Origin of the sequence: Rhodococcus sp. Q1 (genome assembly GCF_004153645.1) — a bacterium.
In the GTDB taxonomy this organism is placed as follows: Bacteria; Actinomycetota; Actinomycetes; order Mycobacteriales; family Mycobacteriaceae; genus Rhodococcus; species Rhodococcus gordoniae.
The window spans coordinates 1-19,498 of record NZ_SDMJ01000012.1; the positions used below are offsets into that span (position 1 = coordinate 1).

Sequence of the window (19,498 nt, forward strand, 5' to 3'; positions counted from 1 at the left end):
TTCGCGCCGATCGTGTCGCTGCTGATCGAGCTGGACAAACGCACCGGCTACCTGGACTGCTTCACCCACGCCGGCGGTCAGGCCACCCGGACGCCGGAGCTCAAACGCAACCTGATCGCGGTACTGCTGGCGCACTCGACGAACCTGGGGTTGACCCGGATGGCCGAGGCGTGCGGAATCACCTACGACATCCTGGCCTGGACCGACGAGTGGTATGTGCGCGAGGAGACCCTGCGCGCGGCCAACCTGGTACTGGTCGGCTACCACCAGCGGCTGCCGCTGACCGCGGTGTTCGGCGCCGGAACACTGTCGTCGAGCGACGGGCAGCGTTTCCCGACGCGCGGTAAGTCGACCACGGCGCGGCCGTTGAGCCGCTATTTCGCCAGCGAGGGCCTGTCGACCTACACCCATGTCAGCGACACCCACGCCACCTACGGCACCAAGGTCATCGTGGCGACCAAACGCGAAGCCCACTACGTGCTCGATGAGATCCTGGGCAACGCCACCGATCTGCCGATCACCGAGCACGCCACCGACACCCACGGGGTCACCCTGGTCAACTTCGGGTTGTTCGACCTGCTCGGGATGCAGCTCTCGCCACGGATCCGGGATCTGGGGCGGATCACCCTGTACCGGCCGGGCCCGCGCGCCGAGGCCGAGGCCCGGTTCCCGCACGCGGGCCCGCTGATGACCCGCAAGGCCAACCTGGGTTTGATCGCCGAGCACTGGGACGATCTGCTGCGGTTGGCCGGATCGCTGAAGTTCGGGCACGCCACCGCGTCGCTGTTGGTCGGCAAGCTGTCGGCGTCGGGGCGGCAGAACACCCTGGCCGCGGCGCTCAAGGAGTACGGGGCGCTGCGGCGCACCATTTACGCCGCGAGATACCTCTCCGATCCGGACTACCGGCGCAAGATCTCGCGGCAGCTCAACAAGGGCGAGTCGCTGCACGCGCTGCGCCGCGACCTGCTCTATGCCCATGAGGGGATGATCCGGGCGCGCCACCTCGAGGACCAGACCGAGCAGGCCTGGTGCCTGACCTTGACGACCAACGCTGTGATCGCCTGGACCACAGAGTATTACGGGTTCGCTGTCGAGCAGATGCGCCGGACCGGGCAGCGTATCGATGACGAGGTCCTGGCCCACATCAGCCCGGCCCACAGTGCCAACATCAACTTCTTCGGCGCGATCGAGGTCGACATCGACGCCGAGCTGGCCCAGCTGGGCCCGACCGGGTACCGGCCGCTGCGGGTGCGCGACACCTTGTTCTGACCGCGCGGAACCGGGGCCCGTGGTTACGGCGTGGCGATGTCGATAGCGGTGTCTGCTGGCGTGGGTGTTCGGTGGGCGGTGAGGAAGTTGTCGACGAGCCGGGTGCAGTCGTCGTGGTCGATGCTGCGTAATCCGGTGAGACGGGCGAACACGATCGGGCCGAGGAGTTCGATGATGGCGAAGGTGGTGTCGAGCTCGCCGAGCATCGCGCGGGCCTCGGGACTGGTGAGGATCTGGTCGAACGGGTGGCGGTACTGCTCGATGACGCGCGCGCGCAGCGAGGTGACCGCGGCCGGGTCGGGGTGGTCCTCGCCGATGGAACCCATCGCCAGCCAGGCCAGGGTGGTCATCTGCACCGGAGCCTGTTCGATGAGGTCGGCCTGGCTGGCGAGCAGCGCCAGGAGCCGCTCACGCACGGGCCCGGTGCCGGTCGGTGTGTCGACCTGGGGAAGTAGTCGTTCGAAAGTCGCCGCGAGCAGCTGGGTGGTGCTGCCGAAGTGCCGGTAGAGGGTGGCGCGGGCGACCTTCGACACGCGGGTGACCGCCTCGACGGTGACCGCCTCGACACCGCCGGTGGACAGCAGATGGGTGGCCGCGTCGAGCAACCGGTTGCGTGAGCGCGCCAGTCGCGGATCGGCCTGCTCGTCGTCCGCGGCGAGCGGGTCGGTCGCCGCCGGGCCTGGGTCGGTCATGGACGCGCCTTCCTCCGAATTCGTGTCGTTGAACTCTTGATATGGGTGAACTCTATCCCACCCCCAACCACTATGATACGAATGGTCTCGTACAGATACCGTTGGTCTTCAAAGTCGGGGAGGTGCCGGTGGCCACACCCGGAACGGACACCGTCGAGATCGCCCGCTGGACCAGGGCCCAGTGGTGGATGCTGGCGGTGTCGTGCCTGGCGGTGGCGCTGGTGGTCGCGGCGATGGCGGCGTTGTATTCGGCGTTGCCGCAGATCGCGCTTGCGACCGGGGCCACCCAAGCCCAGCTGACCTGGATCGTCGACGGCTACACGCTGGTGCTGGCGTGTCTGGTGCTGCCCGCCGGCGCCGTCGGTGACCGTTACGGGCGCCGCGTGGTGCTGGTGGTGGGGTTGGTGGTGTTCGCCGCCGCCTCGGCGCTGCCGCTGCTGCTGTCCGACCCGGCCTGGTTGATCGCGACGCGCGCGCTGGCCGGGGCAGGCGCCGCGCTGGTGATGCCCTCGACGCTGTCGATCCTCACTGCAGGGTTCGCCCCCGCTCATCGCGGCCGGGCGGTGGGGATATGGGCCGGGGTCGCCGGATCCGGGGCGATACTGGGGATTCTCGGTGCCGGGGTGCTGCTCGAACGATGGTCGTGGCTATCGGTGTTCGTAGGGTTGACCGTGGCCGGGGCGGTGCTGGCGGGGTTGGCGTGCACCATCGCCGAGTCCCGCCAGCGCGAGCATCCGCAGGTGGACTGGGTGGGCGCGGTGGCGGTGGCGGTCGCTGTCGCGGCGATCGTGTTCGCCGTGATCGAGTTCCCCGCGCGCGGCTGGGCCGACCCGCTCGTCGCCGCCGCCGCCGGGGTCGGCGTGGCCGCGACGGCGGCCTTCGTGGTCGTCGAGCTGCGCTCGGCGGCGCCGCTGCTGGATGTGCGGTTGTTCGCCCGCCGTGGTTTCGGTGCCGGGTCGCTGTCGGTGACCATCCAGTTCCTGGTCACCTTCGGGGTATTCCTGCTGCTTGTGCAGTACCTGCAGCTGGTCTTCGGTTACGGGCCGCTGGCCTCGGCGCTGGCGTTGGCGCCGATGGTGGTGCCGCTGGTCGTGATCTCGGTGATCGCGCCGTGGCTGTCGAGCCTGGTCGGGTTACGGGTGATGACCGTGGCCGGCCTGCTCACCATCGCCGCCGGGCTGGTGCTGGTGAGCCGGCTGACACTCGCCGCGCACTACCTCGACCTGCTGTGGCCGCTGCTGATCATGAGCGCGGGCCTGGGATTGTGCACCGCGCCGGCGACCTATGCCATCGTCGCCGACACCCCCGAGGCCAAACACGGGGTCGCCGCCGCGGTCAACGACGCCGCCCGCGAGATCGGCGCCGCGATCGGGATCGCCGTGGCCGGCAGCGTGCTGGCCGCCGGCTACACCCACCGCATCCAGCCCGCCCTGCCCCAGTTGCCCGAGCCCGCCCGCGGCCCGGTCGCCGATTCCCTGGCCGCGGCGCTGCAGGTCGCCGACCAGGCCGGACCGGTGGCCGCACCGCTGGCCGAGTTCGCCAAGGCCGCGTTCGTGCACGGCAGCGGCCAGGCCGCGCTCGCCCTGGCCGCCCTCACCACCGTCGGGGCGATCGTGCTGGCAGTACTGGCCCCCGGCCGCGCACCACGCCGCCGATACATCTCGACCATTTCCCCCGCAAAACACGCTCCCTTCTCGTGAAAGACGCCCGTCATGACGGCCTATCGCACGATCATCGTCGACACCGACGGATCCGACCGCTCCTACCGTGTGGTCGACCACGCCGCCGAACTCGCCCACGCCACCCACGCCCGGCTCCTGATCATCTGCGCCCGCCACCACATCGACGCACGTGAGCTCGGGGCGGACCTCGACCGGCTCGGACCCGACGCCTACCAGCTACGCGGCACCACTCCCACCGAGGCCATCCTGCGGACCGCCCACCAGCACGCCCTCGCCCACGGCGCCACCGACATCGAAACCCACATCCTGTCCGAACCCGCCCCGCACGCGCTGCTGCACCTGGCCGCCGCCACCGGCGCCGACCTCATTGTCACCGCCGATCCCCACCGGCCACCGCTGCTGGCCCGGCTGCTGACTGCCCCACCGATCGAGCTCGCCCGCAAAGCCCACTGCGACATCCTCTTCACCACCGCACGGTAGACACACCCCACAGAAAGCGCCCATGACCGAGAACACACCCAGCACCTATACACCCGAGCCCCGACAGGTCCCGGACTGGATTCCCGCCTTCCCTGTGCTCGCACCCGACTCCGCCGACCTGCCACCCCACCACGACCACTGCCTCGGCTGCGGACCGGCCAACCCCCACGGCCACCAGCTACGCGCCCGCCGCGACGCACACGGCGTCCACGCCCACCACCGCTTCGACTCTCGCCACGTCGGCGCCCCCGCGATCGCCCACGGCGGCGCGGTCGCCACCGTCCTCGACGAACTGTTCGGACTCTTGCTCTACACCGTCGGGGAACCCGCGGTCACCCGCCACCTTGCCATCGACTACCTCGCCCCGATCCTGCTCGACACCCCTTACACCCTCCGCGCCCACATCCACGCCCGCGACGGCCGCAAACTCCACCTGCAAGCCACCATCGAAAACGACCACGCCCACGTGATCACCACCGCCACCGCCCTGTTCCTCACCGTCGACGTCAACCACTTCCTCACCCACAACACACCCCCACACACCGATAACACCCCCTGACCTGTTCCGTAACCGGATCGGCCACCGGAACACCACGCAGAGCCAACGTCGGCCCAGCTCACCGGTGTTCCGTAGAGGTGTTCCGCTGACTGTGCCGGTCAACCCCCGCTATCTGGAACACTTTCGGCATGGGTGAGCCGTTCCGCGTCGGATACTGCCGCTGCTCCACCGACGAACAAGACGTCGAGATCCAAACCGAGCAGCTATTGGCGCTCGGAGTGCCGCGTGAGCGGATCTTCATCGACAAAGGGTTCTCCGGGACCACCCGCAAGAACCGGGCCGGGCTCGACAACGCACTCGCCGCCGTCACCTCCGCCGCGGCGGCCATCGACGGGCGACAGGTAGTGCTGACCACGCCGAAGTTCGACCGATTCGCACGCAACATGGCCGAAGCAGGCCAGACCCTGACCGAACTGCGCGAGCGCGAGGTGCTGTTCGGACTCGGGAGCTCGATCTACGACTGGAACGACCCGTTCGGCAAGCTCTTCCTGCAAACCTTGGCCATGGTCGCCGAATTCGAGGCCAACCTCAACCACCTACGCACCCGCGAGGGCATGGCCAAGGCCCGCGCGAAAGGCAGGCTCAAGGGCAAGCAGCCGAAACTTCCTCTCACGGCACGGAAAACAATCCACCGCCGCTACCACGACCCCGCCGACGACGCGAGCCTGGCGGACCTGGCCGAGGAATACAGCGTCGGCCGCTCCACCATCCACCGCATCGTCAGCAGTGCTGCACCACGAGCCTGAGAATTCACCAGCCTGTCGTCAGGATCCCGCTACTTTGCACTTCCTGACAACCTTGGGTTGCGGGCCCTTACGTCCCACACGAGTTCTGGCCCGAATCGGATCGTCGGCGAGCTGGGCGGATACGCCGCGCCCGCCAGGAGCCGGTGGCGAGACAGACGATCGTTTCGACCCAACAGGCCGAGCGGATCACCGACCGGGCACTACGCCATATCCGCCCGATTTTCGGCAAATGCTACGGCTACCCCGCCCCGTCCCAGTGGATCGACCCGCGACAGCTGCCAATACGGGTAGTTCAGGAAGGGTCAGTTCGCGGCGATCAGGCCGAAGACGCCGACGACGAATCCCATGAGGCCGCAGTAAAGGAAGAAGGCCGCTCCGAGCCTGTTCTTCTCTTGCCGTTCCCTCCTGCTCACGCTTTTTCTCCGCATGTACTCGCATGCTCCGAAGCAGATGAGCGCCGCGATGATCAGTAGCCACCACAGACCCGTGAGACCTCCGGCGAGGTTGCGGACGGGTTCGGGTGGGCCGTCGAAGCCGAGGTAGGTGGTTTGGGCGTAGAGGTGGGGTTCGTTCACGTCGGTGGCGGTCCTTGTCTCAGGCTCGGTCAGTCGGTGGTCGGCACTGTGTCACGCGGCACCGACTGATCTTGGTGCGTCGTGGTGCGCCCCGCCATCGGCTCGACGGTGAGAACGGCGACCGCTACGACGAGAACGACGACGGCAACTGTCATTCGGCTGGCTACCGGATGGGCGTTGTTTGTGCTGGTGGGAGCGTTATCGTCGCGGATTCTCGCGCACACTCGCATTGGTGCTCGAGGGTGCTCTGTACTGCTGCCTCATGGCAGGGATTCCATAGTAATAATGGGTTATATGAGGCGTGAGAATCCCACTGGGGAGTGAGAAGGGGTGGTTCTCATCGTGTCCTCAACGCATGAGGATGTGCGACTGAGAACCGGTCAGGTGCGATTCCAGCGGCCGACGCCGGTCTGGGCGGTGGACTTGACTTCCCCGGTGGCCGGGGCGTCCCAGCTGTGGCCGTTGTTGTGTTCGGCTTCGAGTCGTTCGATTGTCTCGAGGACGGCGGTCTCGAGGAATTCGCTGAAGGTGCTCGGCGGGAGGACTGCGCGGGTGCCGAGGTAGGCAGCGCGGATGCGTTCGGCCTGGTCGGTGTGGAACCCGAGTTTGGGGCGCGGTGTGCGTGACGCCTCGGTCATTGCTGGTCCTGTTCTCCTGGGCGGCCGGAGGCGTTGCGTCCGACGCCGGTCTGGGAGAGGGATTTGAGTTCACTGCGGCTGGGGGTGCGCCAGGGCCGGCCGTCGTTGTGTTCGGCTTCGAGACGTTCGGTGGCCTCGACCAGCAGGTCGGTGATGAACTCGCTGAGGGTGGCCGGGGGCAGGATGGCGCGGGTGCCGACGTAGGCGGCGCGAATCCGGTCGGCGTCGGCTTCGCTGATGTCGAAGGCCATGCGCTTCTTCCCGGTCATGGTTCTCATCGTAACTTTGGCAACTGCCGCAAAGCAGCGGCCTTGATGCTCGGATGGTGCTTGTTATCGAGCACGGCGGTTTGCGAGGACGCGACGGATCTCGGCGCGTGCAGCGGCGCGGGTGGCTTCGCTGGCGGGAGGGTTCGCGGCGCGTTCGGCGAGTTCGATTTCACGGGCTGCGGCGCGTTCGGCCTGGATCTGAGCGCGGCGTTCGGTGGGGGTGGGTCCGGCCCATACGTCGGCGAGGGCGCGGAGCTGCCAGCGCAGGAAGGCCGCCGGGGACGCTAGATGCGGCAGGGTGCGGTCGCGGCGGAACTCGGTGATCTGGTCGGCGATGGCGTCGCCGGTCCAGCGGGTGGTGTCGATCTCCGCGTCGAGCAGTGCGTCGGTGATGCTTCCGATGTGCTGGTGATCGGTATCGGGTACGTAGTGGCCGTGGCGGTCGACGCCTCGGTAGTCGGGCATGGCAGATGCCAGCCTGTCAGCCAGGCGCGCAGCGGCGATCTGAGCGTGCAGGGGTCGCGGGCTGTGGGCGGTCTTCGTCAAGGCCCTGGCGCGGCGCGGAGCGCGCGCGTTGGTGACTACTTGAGAACGAGAGATACCTGTAGAACCCAAGGGGTTCTCCGGTAGATCCGCATGATTCGGAAACTGTGGATAAACGGAAGCATCTCCGGTGAACTTGCTGCTCAGAGCCCACACGGAAGCTGCGCGGAGTTGCTTTCCGCCGTGGGTGAGGCTGGCTTCGATGCGTTCGGCGATGGTGAGGTAGCGGCCGCGGACGAGCTCGACGGCGGCTCCGATGCGGCGAAGGATCTGACGGGCACGGTCGAGCACGTCGGTGCTGATGCCGGCGTACTCGGCGAGAGTGTCGCGGGCGGCGGTGAGGCTGCGGCCGGTAGCTTCGTCGGCGTAAGCGGCGTGAGCGTTGGCGGCGGCAATGAACTTGTCCGGGGCGATGCGGTGCTCGTGGCAGACCTTGATGCCGGTCTCGCTGCGGGCGAAGGTGATGATCTGGCGCATCCAGCCCATGCGGGAGTCCCAGACGGGGATGGGGGAGTAGGCGCCATCGGAAACGCGCAGGTTATAGCTACCGCGACGTCGACCACGGCGGGTCTTGGGAGCAGCGCGGCCAGGGCCTCGACGGTTGTCGCGGGCGGTGTGTGCGCTCCGTTGAGGGCGACACGCGGAAGTGTGATTTAAGACGGAAGTTGAACCAAACGAGCTGCGCTCGCTAATATGCATAACGAAGACTTTCTGGTGAGAAAGTTCGAGTGCCCGAGAAGTTTGGCGACTGGCTCGGTCACATATTCGGTTTGGAAGACCCCTCGCTTGGCAGGCGGGGGGTTTTCTGCATCTGAGGGCGGGCTAGTTGGCGGCTAGCGGCCCTCTCTGGTGGCGTTTACACGGTCACCGCCTTGATCTCGCGGGCAAGGTCCGGTCGACCGGCTTGCAGGGCGAGCAGGTCGGCGACGTACTGGGACAGCGCGACCTTGGCGTCCTTGGCATCGTTGCGGAGCTGTTCGTGCAGCTCAGCTGGGATACGTAGAGTCATCGCAGCGCGGTCGCCTTTATGCGGCTGTGCCATGCGTAAACCCCCGTTCTTCAAGATCGGCCGTTGAATCTGACTCAGATTAGCGGCTGAGAGGGCGGATGTCAGTTACCCCCGTACATCGGCGTGGCGCGTGTCGACTAGTGGGACGACAGTCGGAGCCTCGGAGCGGGTGGGAGGCGGCGGTGTGTGTCTCACGGGCGGTGGGGCACACTCTCACGAATGGCGTCACCGCAGCTTTCGACGAGCAGCCCTGCGACCACCACCGATTCCCAGCCGATCCCGCAACCTCGATGGAGACTGCCTCTGTTGGGTGATCTGCTCAGCATCGATGTGGCCAAACCGGTTCAGCGTGAGATGCAGATGGCGCAGGAACTCGGTGGGATCTTCGAGCGCAAGATCCTCCAGCACCGGCTGATCGTGGTCTCCGGCGCCGATCTGGTGCGCGAGGTCAACGATGAGGAGAAGTGGGCGAAGTTCCTCGGCAAGCCGCTGCGCAAGCTTCGTGTCATCGCCGGCGACGGGCTGTTCACCGCGTTCAACTCCGAACCGAACTGGAGCAAAGCCCACAACATTCTCGGCCCGGGCTTCAGCCAGGCCGCGATGCGCGGCTATCACGACTCGATGCTCACGGTCGTCGACCGGCTGGTCGACAGCTGGGACACCGCCGCGACCGACGGCGAGTATGTGGACGTGCCGAAGAGCATGACGTCGCTGACCTTCGACGTCATCGGACGTTGCGGTTTCAGCTACGACTTCGACTCGTTCGGCCGCACCGAACCTGATCCGTTCATCGCGGCGATGAGCAGGGCACTCGAGTACATCAACCGCTCGTCGAACGACATCCCGATCCTGCGTGCTCTGTTCGGCCGCAATGCCCGTGAGCAGCACGAACGCGACATCGCGCTGATGCAGCAGACGGTCGATCGCATCGTCGAGGAGCGGATGCGCTCCGGTGAGCAGCACGGCGATCTGCTGGACTTGATGATGCACACCGTCGATCCCGACACCGGCGAGCAGCTCGACCGTGAATCGATCCGTAACCAGGTGCTGACCTTCCTGGTCGCGGGCAACGAGACCACCGCGGCTACCCTGGGGTTCGCGGTCCATTTCCTGAGCCGACATCCCGAGGTGGTGGCGAAGGCGCGGGCGGAGATCGCCGAGGTCGTCGGTGCCGACGGTCGGATCGGGTACGAGCAGGTCGCCAAGCTGCGGTATGTGCGGCGGGTGGTGGACGAGACGCTGCGGTTGTGGCCGGCCGCCCCGGGTTATTTCCGCAAGGTGCGTGGTGAGACCACCCTCGGCGGACGGACGCTGCCGAAGGGTTCGTGGGTGTTCGTGCTGCTGCCGCAGCTGCACCGCGACCCCCTGTGGGGCGACGATCCCGAGCGGTTCGACCCGGATCGGTTCGCGCCCGAGGCCGTACGGAAGCGTCCGGCGCACATCTTCAAACCGTGGGGGACCGGCATCCGGGCGTGTATCGGTCGGCAGTTCGCGTTGCACGAAGCGGTGCTCACGCTCGCATCGCTGATCCGGCGGTACGACTTCGCTCCGGAACCGGGCTACGAACTCGACGTGCACGAGGCGATCACTCTCAAGCCGCGGGGGTTGAAGGTCAAGCTCTCGCGTCGGTGACGAGGCGGCCGACAGGTAAGTTCCCCCTGGGCAGCCATACTGTGCCCACGGTTCGGGGGAGGTTATAAGTTAATGGTGATTCTCAACGAGTGGCATCTGGTCGAAACGTTGGTCGACGGCGAGATGTCCGTTGTCAGCTGCGGCGGCGTAGTCAAGGATTGGGCGTCGGTGACCCGGCATGTTCAGCCGGCCCCGGACCTTCCGGTCACGCCGATCATCGACGAGGTGATCCGCACTCGACGGCCGGTGACGCTCGATCTGCGCTCGCGTAAGGGGGCGCAGAAGGCGTTCCACATCGAGGCGCTGCCCGTTCTCGGCCCGAGCGCGGAGGCGCACGGCGTCCAGGTGTGGGTGGGTGAGCCCTGCCGGGTTCCTGCCCCGCCTCGGATCGCCGCTGGGATTGCGTGGAGTCTCGAGCGGATGGTGATCGGCCAGACGGTCGAAGCATCGATGATGTCCGGGGTGCTGCCCGCGGATCACGTGCCGGAGCGAACTCCTGCGGAGTACATCGCTAAGGCAGTGAAGTTCGACGATTCGGCGTCGTTGTTCGAGTTGGGCATCGATCCGGTGCACGGTCGCCGATGGGAGGCCCCCATGTCGGTGCTGCACGCCGACGGTCGGGTGATGCGCTGGTACTGCTGGGGCAAGGGTCGCACTGATCCGGGCAACGTGGGATTGCGGCTGCTGTGGCACGACGTCTCCGATACGACGTCACCGGAGTTGCCGACGTTGAGCGAGCTGGGAATGCAGGAGATGCTGCGGTCAGCGGGGGTCTACACCGGCGTCTTCGTCGCCGACCTCGCCGTTCTGACGATGTGGCTGCCGGATGCTCCACCGTGGGTGTCCTGGCGAAACGTCAAGGGCGGAAACGAGATCGTGCATCCCGACGACCGGCATGTGCTGGCCGATGCACTGGCAACGTTCCGTTCGGGGGATACCGCACCTCGGTGCGTCGATGCTCGTCTGCGTTCGGAATCAGGCTGGCGGGCAGCGAAATTGTCGATCAGCCCGTATCCCGGCCCTCTCAGCGACCGTCTCGTGCTCGTTCAGGTTTCAACGATTCCGGATGAATCCGATGCGGCCACAGAGGATTTGCAGGGATCCGATCGGGGGGTGCGAGGCGGGTAGGTTGGTCCCGGACTATCAGCTGTGATCTGGTAGTTTGTCTTCCGCGTCCCCGCCCGTGGGGATTTCCCGGGGCCTGTCCACTCGGCCCCGGATGTAGCACAGCCGGTTTCGGCCGCTTCCGCATGTCCGCGTGAGGCGGGCTGCTATCTCCGCGGGGGGAGCTCAGACGTGGTTATCCGTACTTGTCGTGCGTCGACACACAGCGTGTCGCGCGCGTCAGACGGGTGCGCCCGGCGGTCGGGTTCGAGCCCGTTCGTAGGCGGCGCGGACCTCGGCCGTATCCACCCCCAGGGCTCGGGCCAGCCGTTCGGCTACCGGCTCTCGCAGAGAGGTTTCCCCCAGCTCGAGGCTGCTGAGCGAGGCCGTGGAAATGCCTGCTTGCAGCGCCAGCTGGGGCTGGGTCAGGCCGGCCTGGACGCGCAGATCGCCCAGATACCGGTCGTGCGGGGATATCCGCACCAGCTCGGACATCGGAACGTCGAGGGCGGCAGCGACACGGGCCAGACGGTCCACCTGCGGGGTCGCCTGCCCGGATTCCCAGGCACGCACGGCCGCCACGCTCACTTCGGCGAACCTCGCCAGGTCACCACGGGTGTAACCCTTCTCCGTCCGCAGATCGATCAGCCTCTCCCGGTCGAATCCCCGAAGAGGCCGTCTCGTCATGCCCGAAACCTTTCCACGAGCCATAACACTGCCCTACAGGAATGGCTTGCGTCATCTTCCACTGGAATAGAATTTGCTGTAATGTTCCGGAATAGAGTTTCAATGAAGGGTTTTGTGGCGAAGGAGGTAACGATCGGCTGAGCCGAGGGAAGCGTCTGGCCCGGCAACCAGCGCGAGCCACGGTGAGGCCACCAGCAAAGGGAAAACCCCGGACACGTGTCAGTGATTGGCGTCGGTGTCACGTATCCGGGGTTGAACCACCTACGTACCAACCCGTCCGGGCTGACTACGCAAGCTCGGGCACCAGGTCACTGCGGACGAGAGCCCACTTCCTTGTCGGGCGCTGCTGTTCTGGCGTTACTCGACTGTGCGCGCCAGCGGCAGCGTTCCCGCACCTAGTCGGCGCTGCCGACACGTGCACAAGCGGACTACCTCCCTGTGGTGACCACCCGATCTTCTCGGCCCTGACGGATCTCCTTCTCGCTCAGGTCCTTCAGCATTCGGGACTCGATTCATTCGCAGAAAGGCGATGTACATGTCCGTATCCAACGAAGATCAGCTGGTTTCCGGTACCGGCAGACACCGGCGCCGCCGAACGACCAGTGCGGTGCTCAGCACCGCGACTCTGGCACCGGCGGCAGCCGGGTTGCTCATTGCCTTTGCGCCGACGGCAGCAGCCGCGCCCACCGGCGACTCCGGCGGTGGGCAGGCAGGGATCACCTCCCCGCCACAGTCCGGTGGTGGCCAGGCGGGCATCACCTCCACGCCCCCCTCAACTTCTGCTCCTGCACCCTCGACTCCTGATCCGCAGCCCGCCGAGAACTTCTGGGTAGCGCCTCCGGCCGAGTACAACCGCGGCACCCGCGCCTACAACCCGCAGACCGGCGGCGGTGTGTCGATGGCGCAGTACAACGGCTATTCGGGCGGCGACAACTCCGGCTACTCCGGCTACAGCGTTCCTGCTCCGCAGGCGCCGGTCGTGGTGGAAGGCCCGACCCTGCCGATCGAGGCTCCGGTCAACAAGATGCGTTTCGGCCGGGTGATCTTCGACCAGCCGAACTGGGTCTCGGACGTCGATGCCGACAAGACCAACCGCACGACCGCAGTGGTCGAGGCGATGGTCACCGACTACCACCGATCGACCGGTATGGAGACCGAAGAGGCCGAGAAGATCGCGTCTGCTCAGGTCGCGGGCACGGCAGTCGGCGCTGGTGCCGGGTTCGTCACCGGCTGCACCGCCGTCGGTATCCCGACGGCTTTGGTCGCGTCCACGGCTGCGGGTATCGCTGGAGCTGCTGCCGGCACGATGGTGCCCATCCCGATTCCGGGCGTGGCCCCGATTACCTCCGGTGTTGCCGCCACGGCCGCTGGTGCAGTGGGTGGCTTTGCAGCCGGATGCGCGGTCGGCGGCACGGTCGGCGCAGTCGGTGGTGGCCTGGCCGGGTACGGGGTCGGCACAGCTTACGGCGCGGGCGAGGATGCCACGCCGATCGAAACCGAGGTGCCCGACATCGAGGCCGAACAGGTCACCGAACAGGTCGACACCACGCTCGCGCAGTGGTCGGAGGATCCCATCGGTGCGGCTGCGGTCGACGCTGTGCAGACCTTCGCCACCGAGACCGCACCTGCGATCGATGAGCAGGTCCGCGACTTCGTTCAGACACAGCCCGGTGGCGAGCAGGTCATCGAGCAGGTCGACCAGGCACTCGACTCGTTCTTCACCGACGCGACGCCGGGACTGGCATCGCGCCTGGTCAGCGAGGCGGTCGGCCTGGGTCTCGGCGCGCCCGCTCCGGCAGTCGACGCCTGAGTCCAGTCGAAGAGGGAGACGAACCGATGAAGCGGAACGACCGAACGGGCTCACCTCGGGTGCTCGATGCGACCGCACCTCGCACCCGCATAGTTCGGGAGTCGGTGCCGGTGTCGGTACCGGCGGCCGAAGAGCGCTTTTCCTCCGGGAGAACCGCATCCGCCCGTGAGTCGGCGTCTCGAGTGGTCGCGGCGGCCGATGCCGGTCGCCGCGCCACTCACCCGACCACGCAGGTGACCACGCGCCGCCCTGTCGGGAAGGGACTGACCTACGCCGGTCTCGGCTTCGCGGTCGTGGCCGTCGTGGGACTGGCCGGCTGGGGCATCACCGCTCTCGTCGGCGGCGGTGACGACGACACGGACTTCGGTGGCCTGGTCCCGGACACCGCAACCGGTGCGCCGACCGCGGCAGCGGCAGATGATCCGTGCTCACCTGGCGAGGGTGACCAACTCTCCGGCGAAGGGGTGATCGCGGCGCTCGAACACCGCTATTACCTGCTGCGTTCGGGTGAGTCGGTGCGGGAGTTGATGGCCCCTGATGCGCCGTTGCCCGACGCGGCAATGATCCAGCAGGGCATCGACACCGTGCCGCTGGGGACCACGCACTGCCTCGAGGTCACGGCCATCGGGCCGAACACCTACAGCGCGCAGATCACCGAGGTCCGCCCGGATCGGCGCAACGAGTTCAAACAGCGCATCACAACGACCACGGCCGAGGACGGCCGAGTGATGATCCGCTCCATCGAAGAGGTCGGGTCATGAGGAAAGCAAGTCTCGCTCTGGCAGCGGCAGCAGTAACCACCGCGGCCGCGGTAAGCACACCGACAGTTGCTCATGCAGCGGAAACGAACGGGTGTGCGCGCACGATCGCGCTGATGATTCCCGGCACGACGGAAACGTCCGCTCATGCTGATCCGACCGTGCCGACGGGCATGCTCGCGGCGGTCGGTGACGCACTCGAGCAACGGTTCGGCAAGAACCTCGACGTGGTGTACGTGCCGTATCCGGGTGAGGCGTTCTTCAACGGCACGTCCTATGCCGAATCGAAGTCGCGGGGCGACAAAGCGGCAGCGGAGTTGATGGAGCGGTGCCCGTCGTCGAAGTATCTCATCGCCGGGTACAGCCAGGGCGCGCAGATCGGCAACGATCTGGCCGTCAACATCGGCCACGGTCTCGGTCCCGTCACTCCGCAGCAGGTCAAGGCGGTAATTCTGCTTGCTAATCCGAAGCGGGGCACCGAGGGCGCAACGTTGATCGGCCCGCCCCTGAGCGGTCAGGGCATCGCTGGGCCTGCCCCGGAAGGGTTCGGCAAGCTCGCGGGCAAGGTGTTCGACATCTGCCACCCGGACGATGCGTACTGCAACACCGATGGTCAGTCGACGCCGTTCCTGGCGTCTCTGGGCCGGATCATCGCCAATCCGCCGGGAGCGGTCGATGTCTCTGCCGAACTCGCCTCGACTGCATCACCCCAGACTCCGACGATCACCGGCACGTCGACAGTGGCGCAATCCTCCCTGGTCGATGAGCTGTCCTCGCCGGGGACCTGGCGCAACGCGGATCTGTCGGCGGTGTTCGGGGCAGCCTCGCAGCTGGCCGAGTCGGTGTCTTCGCTCGATGCCGCTGGTCCGACGTCGACCACCTCGGCAGCGAACATCGCCCGCATGACGCAGCAGGCGCGGCTGGTGTCGGAGACTTTGACGCCGGTCGACCAGGCGCGACAGTGGATCGACAGCAATCCGGGCGCGCGTGAGACGTTCACCTCGGCTCCCGAGGGATCGCCGGAGGCGACGACGGCGGGTGTGCTCGACATGCTCGAGCAGGTCGATGTCCCGGCAGTGTTGTCGGCCGCCGAAGCGGTGACCGGGGTGAGCACGGCCTTGCTCAAGTCACGGGCCTCGGGGGAGTCGGTCGATGTGTCGACACTGGCAGGGTCGGCAGATGCGCTGGTCACGGGTCTGTCGCCGTTGGCGGCCTCGGGTCCGGTGGAGTTGCGGACAGCAACGCAGGTGCTTTCGGTAGCCAAGCCGACGACGATCATCAATCAACTGCTGGGCGTCGTCTCCGGCGTGACCTCGGTCGACTATCCGGCGGTGGCGGCCGGGTTGCAGCAGCTTCCGATCAAGATTGCCACCGGCGATGTGCACGGGGCGCACGCGGTCGCGGGGGATCTGAACAATCAGCTCTCCCCGCTGGTGAAGATGGCTGCCGGGGTGGATTTCAAGACACTCTCACGGCTGGTGGCGATGGTTCCGGACCCGTCCGGCACGGCCGCAATCGCCGCGCTGGTGCTTGATCTGCTCGGCAACGTCGATGTGATCCGCTTGGCCCGCAATGTCGGCGAGATTCAGGAAATCGCCTGGTCGGTGGCCGAAAGCGGGAACGTGCTCGAGCTGTCTCGGCTGATGCCGGTGGCGGTGGATCTGGCGCAGGTGGCTCTCGGCGTGCTCACCCCGGGCCAGAAGATGAGTCCCGATCAACTGCACGATCCGGGCGATCCGATCGGCTCGCTGATGTCGGTGCAGGCACAGGACAGTGATCTGGCCGGCCTGGGCCAGTCGGTGATGACGCTGGCGAGCAGTGACAGTGCGGCCGAGCTGGGGCAGCTGGTGGCCGAAGGATTCACCGCGGCGAGTTTCTACGCCTCGAATTCGCACATTGCGTATCCGAGCTGGTCCCCGGATGGGAGGGACAACGCGATCGACACGATGGTGAAGGTTTTCGCCAAGGCGATCGGCTGACGCCGGTCGGTCCTGGTCAGCGGGTGGTGCCGCTGCCAGGACCGGGAGCCTTCCACTAACGCGGCATCCGACCTCGGGCGGCCGGATGCGAAGTCACTCACGTGCATGGCCTGGGCGGGCTAGCGACAAGCACTCATGCAAAGGGGGTGAGAACGTGGCTTCTTCGACGACGAAAATTACGCTGGCAGCCAGCGTCGTGGCCCTGATGGGTGCGCTGGTGATGTGCGGCAGCGACAATCCCGATCCGGACAACTGCCTGCCGACGCAGGGACCGTCCCGGTCACCGAACAGCCTGCGTGCTGCCACCGGCAAGAAGGTGCAGCCGATGGTCACCGGCACCTACACGTTCACCTCCGGTTTCGGCCCGCGCTGGGGTACCTCGCACAACGGCATCGACCTGGCGGCGCCGATCGGTACGCCCTTCTATGCACCGATCGACGGAATCGTTGTTGCAGCAGGAGATTCCGGCGCGAGCGATGAGAACGGTTTCGACAACTGGATCATCGTCGACTCGGCCACCGCGGACGGGTCGACCATCTCGACGGTCTACGGGCACATGTTCCCGGACGGTGTTCTCGTCTCCGTCGGTGACGAGGTGCGCGCCGGGGATCTGATCGGCCTGGTCGGCAACGCCGGAGGTTCGACCGGACCGCACCTGCATTTCGAGGTCTGGCCCGGCGGCCGACTAGACGGCGGATCTCCGATCGACCCGATGCCGTGGCTGGCCGATGCGTCTGAACTCGACGCCCCGCAACAGCGTCCGACCTCGCCGAATGTGCAGCTGGTCGCGGCCGAGACTCCGCTCGGTGCCGGTTGCACCGGCCTGACGCGCCCCGGCGGACGCTCCCTCGCGCCGGGATCGGTCCCCGAGGAGTTCCGGGAGTGGATCGTCAAGGCGGCTCAGACCTGCGAGGCGATCGACGCTCCTTTGCTGGCCTCCCAGCTCTACGCCGAGAACCAGTTCCGCTACGGTCCCTCCTCGCCGGTGTCTCCGGCGGGGGCACGCGGGCCGGGGCAGTTCATGCCCGCAACCTGGGCCTCGATCGGCCAGGACTACGACGGTGACGGCGTGGCCGACGTGAATTCCATCGGTGATTCGGTGATGGCGATGGCCGCCTACGACTGCCAGATGTGGGAGCAGACGCAGCAGTGGCTCCGCGAGGGAAAAGTTTCAGGTGACGGCACCGAGTTGATGCTCTCGGCCTACAACTGCGGGCCGGGCAACACACTCGCTTCCGGCGGGGTGTGCGGCAACGCGGAGACCACGAGCTACGTCCGCAATATCCTGGCCGGCCGCGCTGACTTCGCCGGTGTCGACCAGCCTCGGCTGCCGTCGGTGAGTGGTTCGCGGGTGGTCGATGCAGCACTTGGATGGCTGGGCACCGATTACGCCTGGGGCGGCGGGGATGCCACCGGCCCGACTCGCGGCATCGCCGATGGCGGTGTCGCCGATGAGCACGGCGACCATAACAAGGTCGGCTTCGACTGCTCGGGCCTGGTCGTGTACGCGGTGGCGCAGGCGACGGACGGAAGAATCGTTCTGCCACACCAGGACTCCGCTCAGGTCAACGATCCTCGGGGGACGCCTGTAACCGAGGCGGCGGACTTGCAACCCGGAGACATCGTGCAGCCCTACCCCGGCCACGTGTGGATCTGGATGGGGGACAACAAAGTTGTCGAAGCGCCCCAGTCCGGAGAGAAGGTCCGGATCACCGAATGGACGCCCCCGAAACATGTCAGAGCCATCCGATTTAATTGATGCACAACGGATTTCATACGCCAGAACATCGGAAACGATGACACACCAGGAAGGGAACATCACACCGTGAGTGAAGAGTGGGACAAGGCGGAATCGGCCGTCCGCACCCTCGGATCGACCCGGACAGTCCAGGCGATGACGGCCTCGGACCTGCGGGCTTGGGCTGCGGAGAACAACCTGATGACGCGCACTCAGTGGCCGAAGATCAAGCGTGAGCTCTACAAGCAGTTCGATGTGGACTACGACGCCCTGCGAGAACGCGAGCAGCGTGAACGGGCCGAAAAGCTGGCCGCGGCCGCCACATCGGCTCCGGTGGTGTCTTTGGCCTCGGCCGGCGACGAACGTGGCTCGTTCGCCGTCGTCGGCGATGCCGACACCAGCGATGTCGCCTGGTACGGATCGTTCCACAAGGACGATCGGATCTTCCGGCCCGGCGATCAGGACTCGGCGGATGAGGCCAGCGCCGGTAAAGCCGTGTTCCTCGCTGCGAAAGTCCGCGACCACCTCAAGGTCGAGGCGGTTCGGTTGCGTCTGCGGGTGAGCAGTGAACGCATCGACGGGGTAAAACTGGCCGATCTCGCAGCAAAAAAGCAGGTCATCCTCGATCTTGAGGTGACGCCGACCGGCAATCCGGCCGAGCAGTGGTGCCTCGAACCGGGCTACGGCGAATGGCGGGCGATCCGCCTGTCGGATCTGGTGGTGGCCGAATGATCCGCCGACTGGCACTGATCGGTGTCCTCGCCGGAGCCCTAACGGTGGCCGGATGCAGCTCCGAGACCGACCAGGACCAGAGCACTACGAACTCGTCGGCACAGCCGTCGTCGACGGAGGCATGGCCTCCCACCGAACCGGCTGCACCCACCGAGCAGTCCACCCCCACTCCGGCGGCACTGAGTGTGGACACCTCCGATCCGGGCGAGCTCGGCCGCACGGTCGTCGAGACCTGGTTCTCCTATGACACCCGTACCGACACCAATCGCAACGACGCGCCGGTGCGGGCCGCCGATCTGGGCGTGCTGACCGGCGAACTCGACGCGCAGGTCCGCGCCGATGTCCAGATCCCGGTCAAGGCCAGCGGTGAGTGGGCACAGTGGGCGTCGCAGGGCGCGACGGTCACCGCCGTGGCGGTAGAGGTCCCCAACCAGGGACAGGCCAATACCGCGACGAAGTATCACGGCATGTACGAGGTGACCAGCACGGTCACCGATTCCAGCGGCACCGAGATCGGCACAGACGTGCAGTACGTCGCCGTGGTGCTGACCGACAACGGCGACGGATGGCGCGTTTCGTCCGTCACCACCCTGTGA

At 66.7% G+C, this 19,498-nt stretch carries 20 protein-coding genes; 13 read left to right on the forward strand and 7 right to left on the reverse strand.

From position 1 onward, the window contains the following. The coding region (locus EQ874_RS21390; RefSeq protein WP_165369309.1) for a Tn3 family transposase at positions 1-1,269 on the forward strand (1,269 nt) is incomplete at its 5' end. Positions 1,270-1,292: 23 nt separating this feature from the next. Here EQ874_RS21390 and EQ874_RS21395 read toward each other — a convergent pair. Then, the gene (locus tag EQ874_RS21395; protein ID WP_006554624.1) at positions 1,293-1,961 is read right to left on the reverse strand and encodes a TetR/AcrR family transcriptional regulator; all 669 of its coding nucleotides are present in this window, start codon (positions 1,959-1,961) and stop codon (positions 1,293-1,295) included. A 128-nt stretch (positions 1,962-2,089) separates the two neighbouring features. Between EQ874_RS21395 and EQ874_RS21400 the strand changes: the two genes are divergently transcribed. The 4 genes from EQ874_RS21400 to EQ874_RS21415 all read left to right on the forward strand — a co-directional run bounded on the left by EQ874_RS21400 (position 2,090) and on the right by EQ874_RS21415 (position 5,428). Further along, positions 2,090-3,661, forward strand: coding sequence for an MFS transporter (locus tag EQ874_RS21400; RefSeq protein ID WP_039583601.1), 1,572 nt, complete (start codon positions 2,090-2,092; stop codon positions 3,659-3,661). A 12-nt stretch (positions 3,662-3,673) separates the two neighbouring features. Further along, a complete protein-coding gene (locus EQ874_RS21405; RefSeq protein ID WP_129978100.1) occupies positions 3,674-4,123 on the forward strand; it encodes a universal stress protein in 450 nt (149 codons plus the stop codon). 22 nt (positions 4,124-4,145) lie between these two features. Then, positions 4,146-4,682, forward strand: a complete 537-nt coding sequence (locus EQ874_RS21410) for a PaaI family thioesterase (protein ID WP_129978101.1) — start codon at positions 4,146-4,148, stop codon at positions 4,680-4,682. Positions 4,683-4,810: 128 nt separating this feature from the next. After that, the gene (locus tag EQ874_RS21415) at positions 4,811-5,428 is read left to right on the forward strand and encodes a recombinase family protein (protein ID WP_006553200.1); all 618 of its coding nucleotides are present in this window, start codon (positions 4,811-4,813) and stop codon (positions 5,426-5,428) included. A gap of 302 nt (positions 5,429-5,730) precedes the next feature. On the opposite strand, the gene EQ874_RS23005 is transcribed toward EQ874_RS21415, so the two are convergent. From EQ874_RS23005 to EQ874_RS21440, 5 genes are all read right to left on the reverse strand, one after another. Further along, a complete protein-coding gene (locus tag EQ874_RS23005; protein WP_165369310.1) occupies positions 5,731-6,003 on the reverse strand; it encodes a hypothetical protein in 273 nt (90 codons plus the stop codon). A gap of 380 nt (positions 6,004-6,383) precedes the next feature. Next, on the reverse strand, positions 6,384-6,641 hold the full coding sequence (locus EQ874_RS21425; protein ID WP_102799410.1) for a hypothetical protein: 258 nt from the start codon (positions 6,639-6,641) through the stop codon (positions 6,384-6,386). After that, complete coding sequence (locus EQ874_RS21430) at positions 6,638-6,910, reverse strand: hypothetical protein (RefSeq protein WP_129978103.1); 273 nt, start codon at positions 6,908-6,910, stop codon at positions 6,638-6,640. Before EQ874_RS21430 ends, EQ874_RS21425 begins: the two co-directional genes overlap by 4 nt. Positions 6,911-6,973: 63 nt before the next feature. Then, a complete protein-coding gene (locus tag EQ874_RS21435) occupies positions 6,974-7,939 on the reverse strand; it encodes a replication protein (protein WP_242496875.1) in 966 nt (321 codons plus the stop codon). Positions 7,940-8,309: 370 nt separating this feature from the next. Next, complete coding sequence (locus EQ874_RS21440; protein WP_165369311.1) at positions 8,310-8,462, reverse strand: toxin-antitoxin system HicB family antitoxin; 153 nt, start codon at positions 8,460-8,462, stop codon at positions 8,310-8,312. 219 nt (positions 8,463-8,681) lie between these two features. Here EQ874_RS21440 and EQ874_RS21445 point away from each other — a divergent pair, with 219 nt between their 5' ends. Continuing rightward, the gene (locus EQ874_RS21445) at positions 8,682-10,094 is read left to right on the forward strand and encodes a cytochrome P450 (protein ID WP_129978104.1); all 1,413 of its coding nucleotides are present in this window, start codon (positions 8,682-8,684) and stop codon (positions 10,092-10,094) included. 72 nt (positions 10,095-10,166) lie between these two features. Next, the gene (locus EQ874_RS21450) at positions 10,167-11,222 is read left to right on the forward strand and encodes a GAF domain-containing protein (RefSeq protein WP_129978105.1); all 1,056 of its coding nucleotides are present in this window, start codon (positions 10,167-10,169) and stop codon (positions 11,220-11,222) included. 216 nt (positions 11,223-11,438) lie between these two features. On the opposite strand, the gene EQ874_RS21455 is transcribed toward EQ874_RS21450, so the two are convergent. Beyond that, positions 11,439-11,885, reverse strand: coding sequence for a helix-turn-helix transcriptional regulator (locus tag EQ874_RS21455; protein ID WP_029547308.1), 447 nt, complete (start codon positions 11,883-11,885; stop codon positions 11,439-11,441). Positions 11,886-12,420: 535 nt separating this feature from the next. Between EQ874_RS21455 and EQ874_RS21460 the strand changes: the two genes are divergently transcribed. From EQ874_RS21460 to EQ874_RS21485, 6 genes are all read left to right on the forward strand, one after another. Beyond that, positions 12,421-13,695: an insoluble domain protein gene (locus tag EQ874_RS21460; RefSeq protein WP_129978106.1), complete on the forward strand. Its 1,275-nt coding sequence runs from the start codon at positions 12,421-12,423 to the stop codon at positions 13,693-13,695. 233 nt (positions 13,696-13,928) lie between these two features. After that, a complete protein-coding gene (locus EQ874_RS21465; protein WP_242496876.1) occupies positions 13,929-14,456 on the forward strand; it encodes a hypothetical protein in 528 nt (175 codons plus the stop codon). Positions 14,457-14,569: 113 nt separating this feature from the next. Next, a complete protein-coding gene (locus EQ874_RS21470; protein WP_242496877.1) occupies positions 14,570-16,432 on the forward strand; it encodes a cutinase family protein in 1,863 nt (620 codons plus the stop codon). Positions 16,433-16,586: 154 nt separating this feature from the next. Next, positions 16,587-18,191, forward strand: a complete 1,605-nt coding sequence (locus tag EQ874_RS21475) for a peptidoglycan DD-metalloendopeptidase family protein (RefSeq protein WP_242496878.1) — start codon at positions 16,587-16,589, stop codon at positions 18,189-18,191. Positions 18,192-18,257: 66 nt separating this feature from the next. Further along, entirely contained in the window at positions 18,258-18,902 is a 645-nt protein-coding gene (locus EQ874_RS21480) for a hypothetical protein (RefSeq protein WP_129978109.1), read from the forward strand. Continuing rightward, positions 18,899-19,498 (forward strand): hypothetical protein, encoded by a 600-nt coding sequence (locus EQ874_RS21485; RefSeq protein WP_129978110.1) that lies wholly within the window; start codon positions 18,899-18,901, stop codon positions 19,496-19,498. The genes EQ874_RS21480 and EQ874_RS21485 overlap by 4 nt, the downstream gene beginning before the upstream one ends.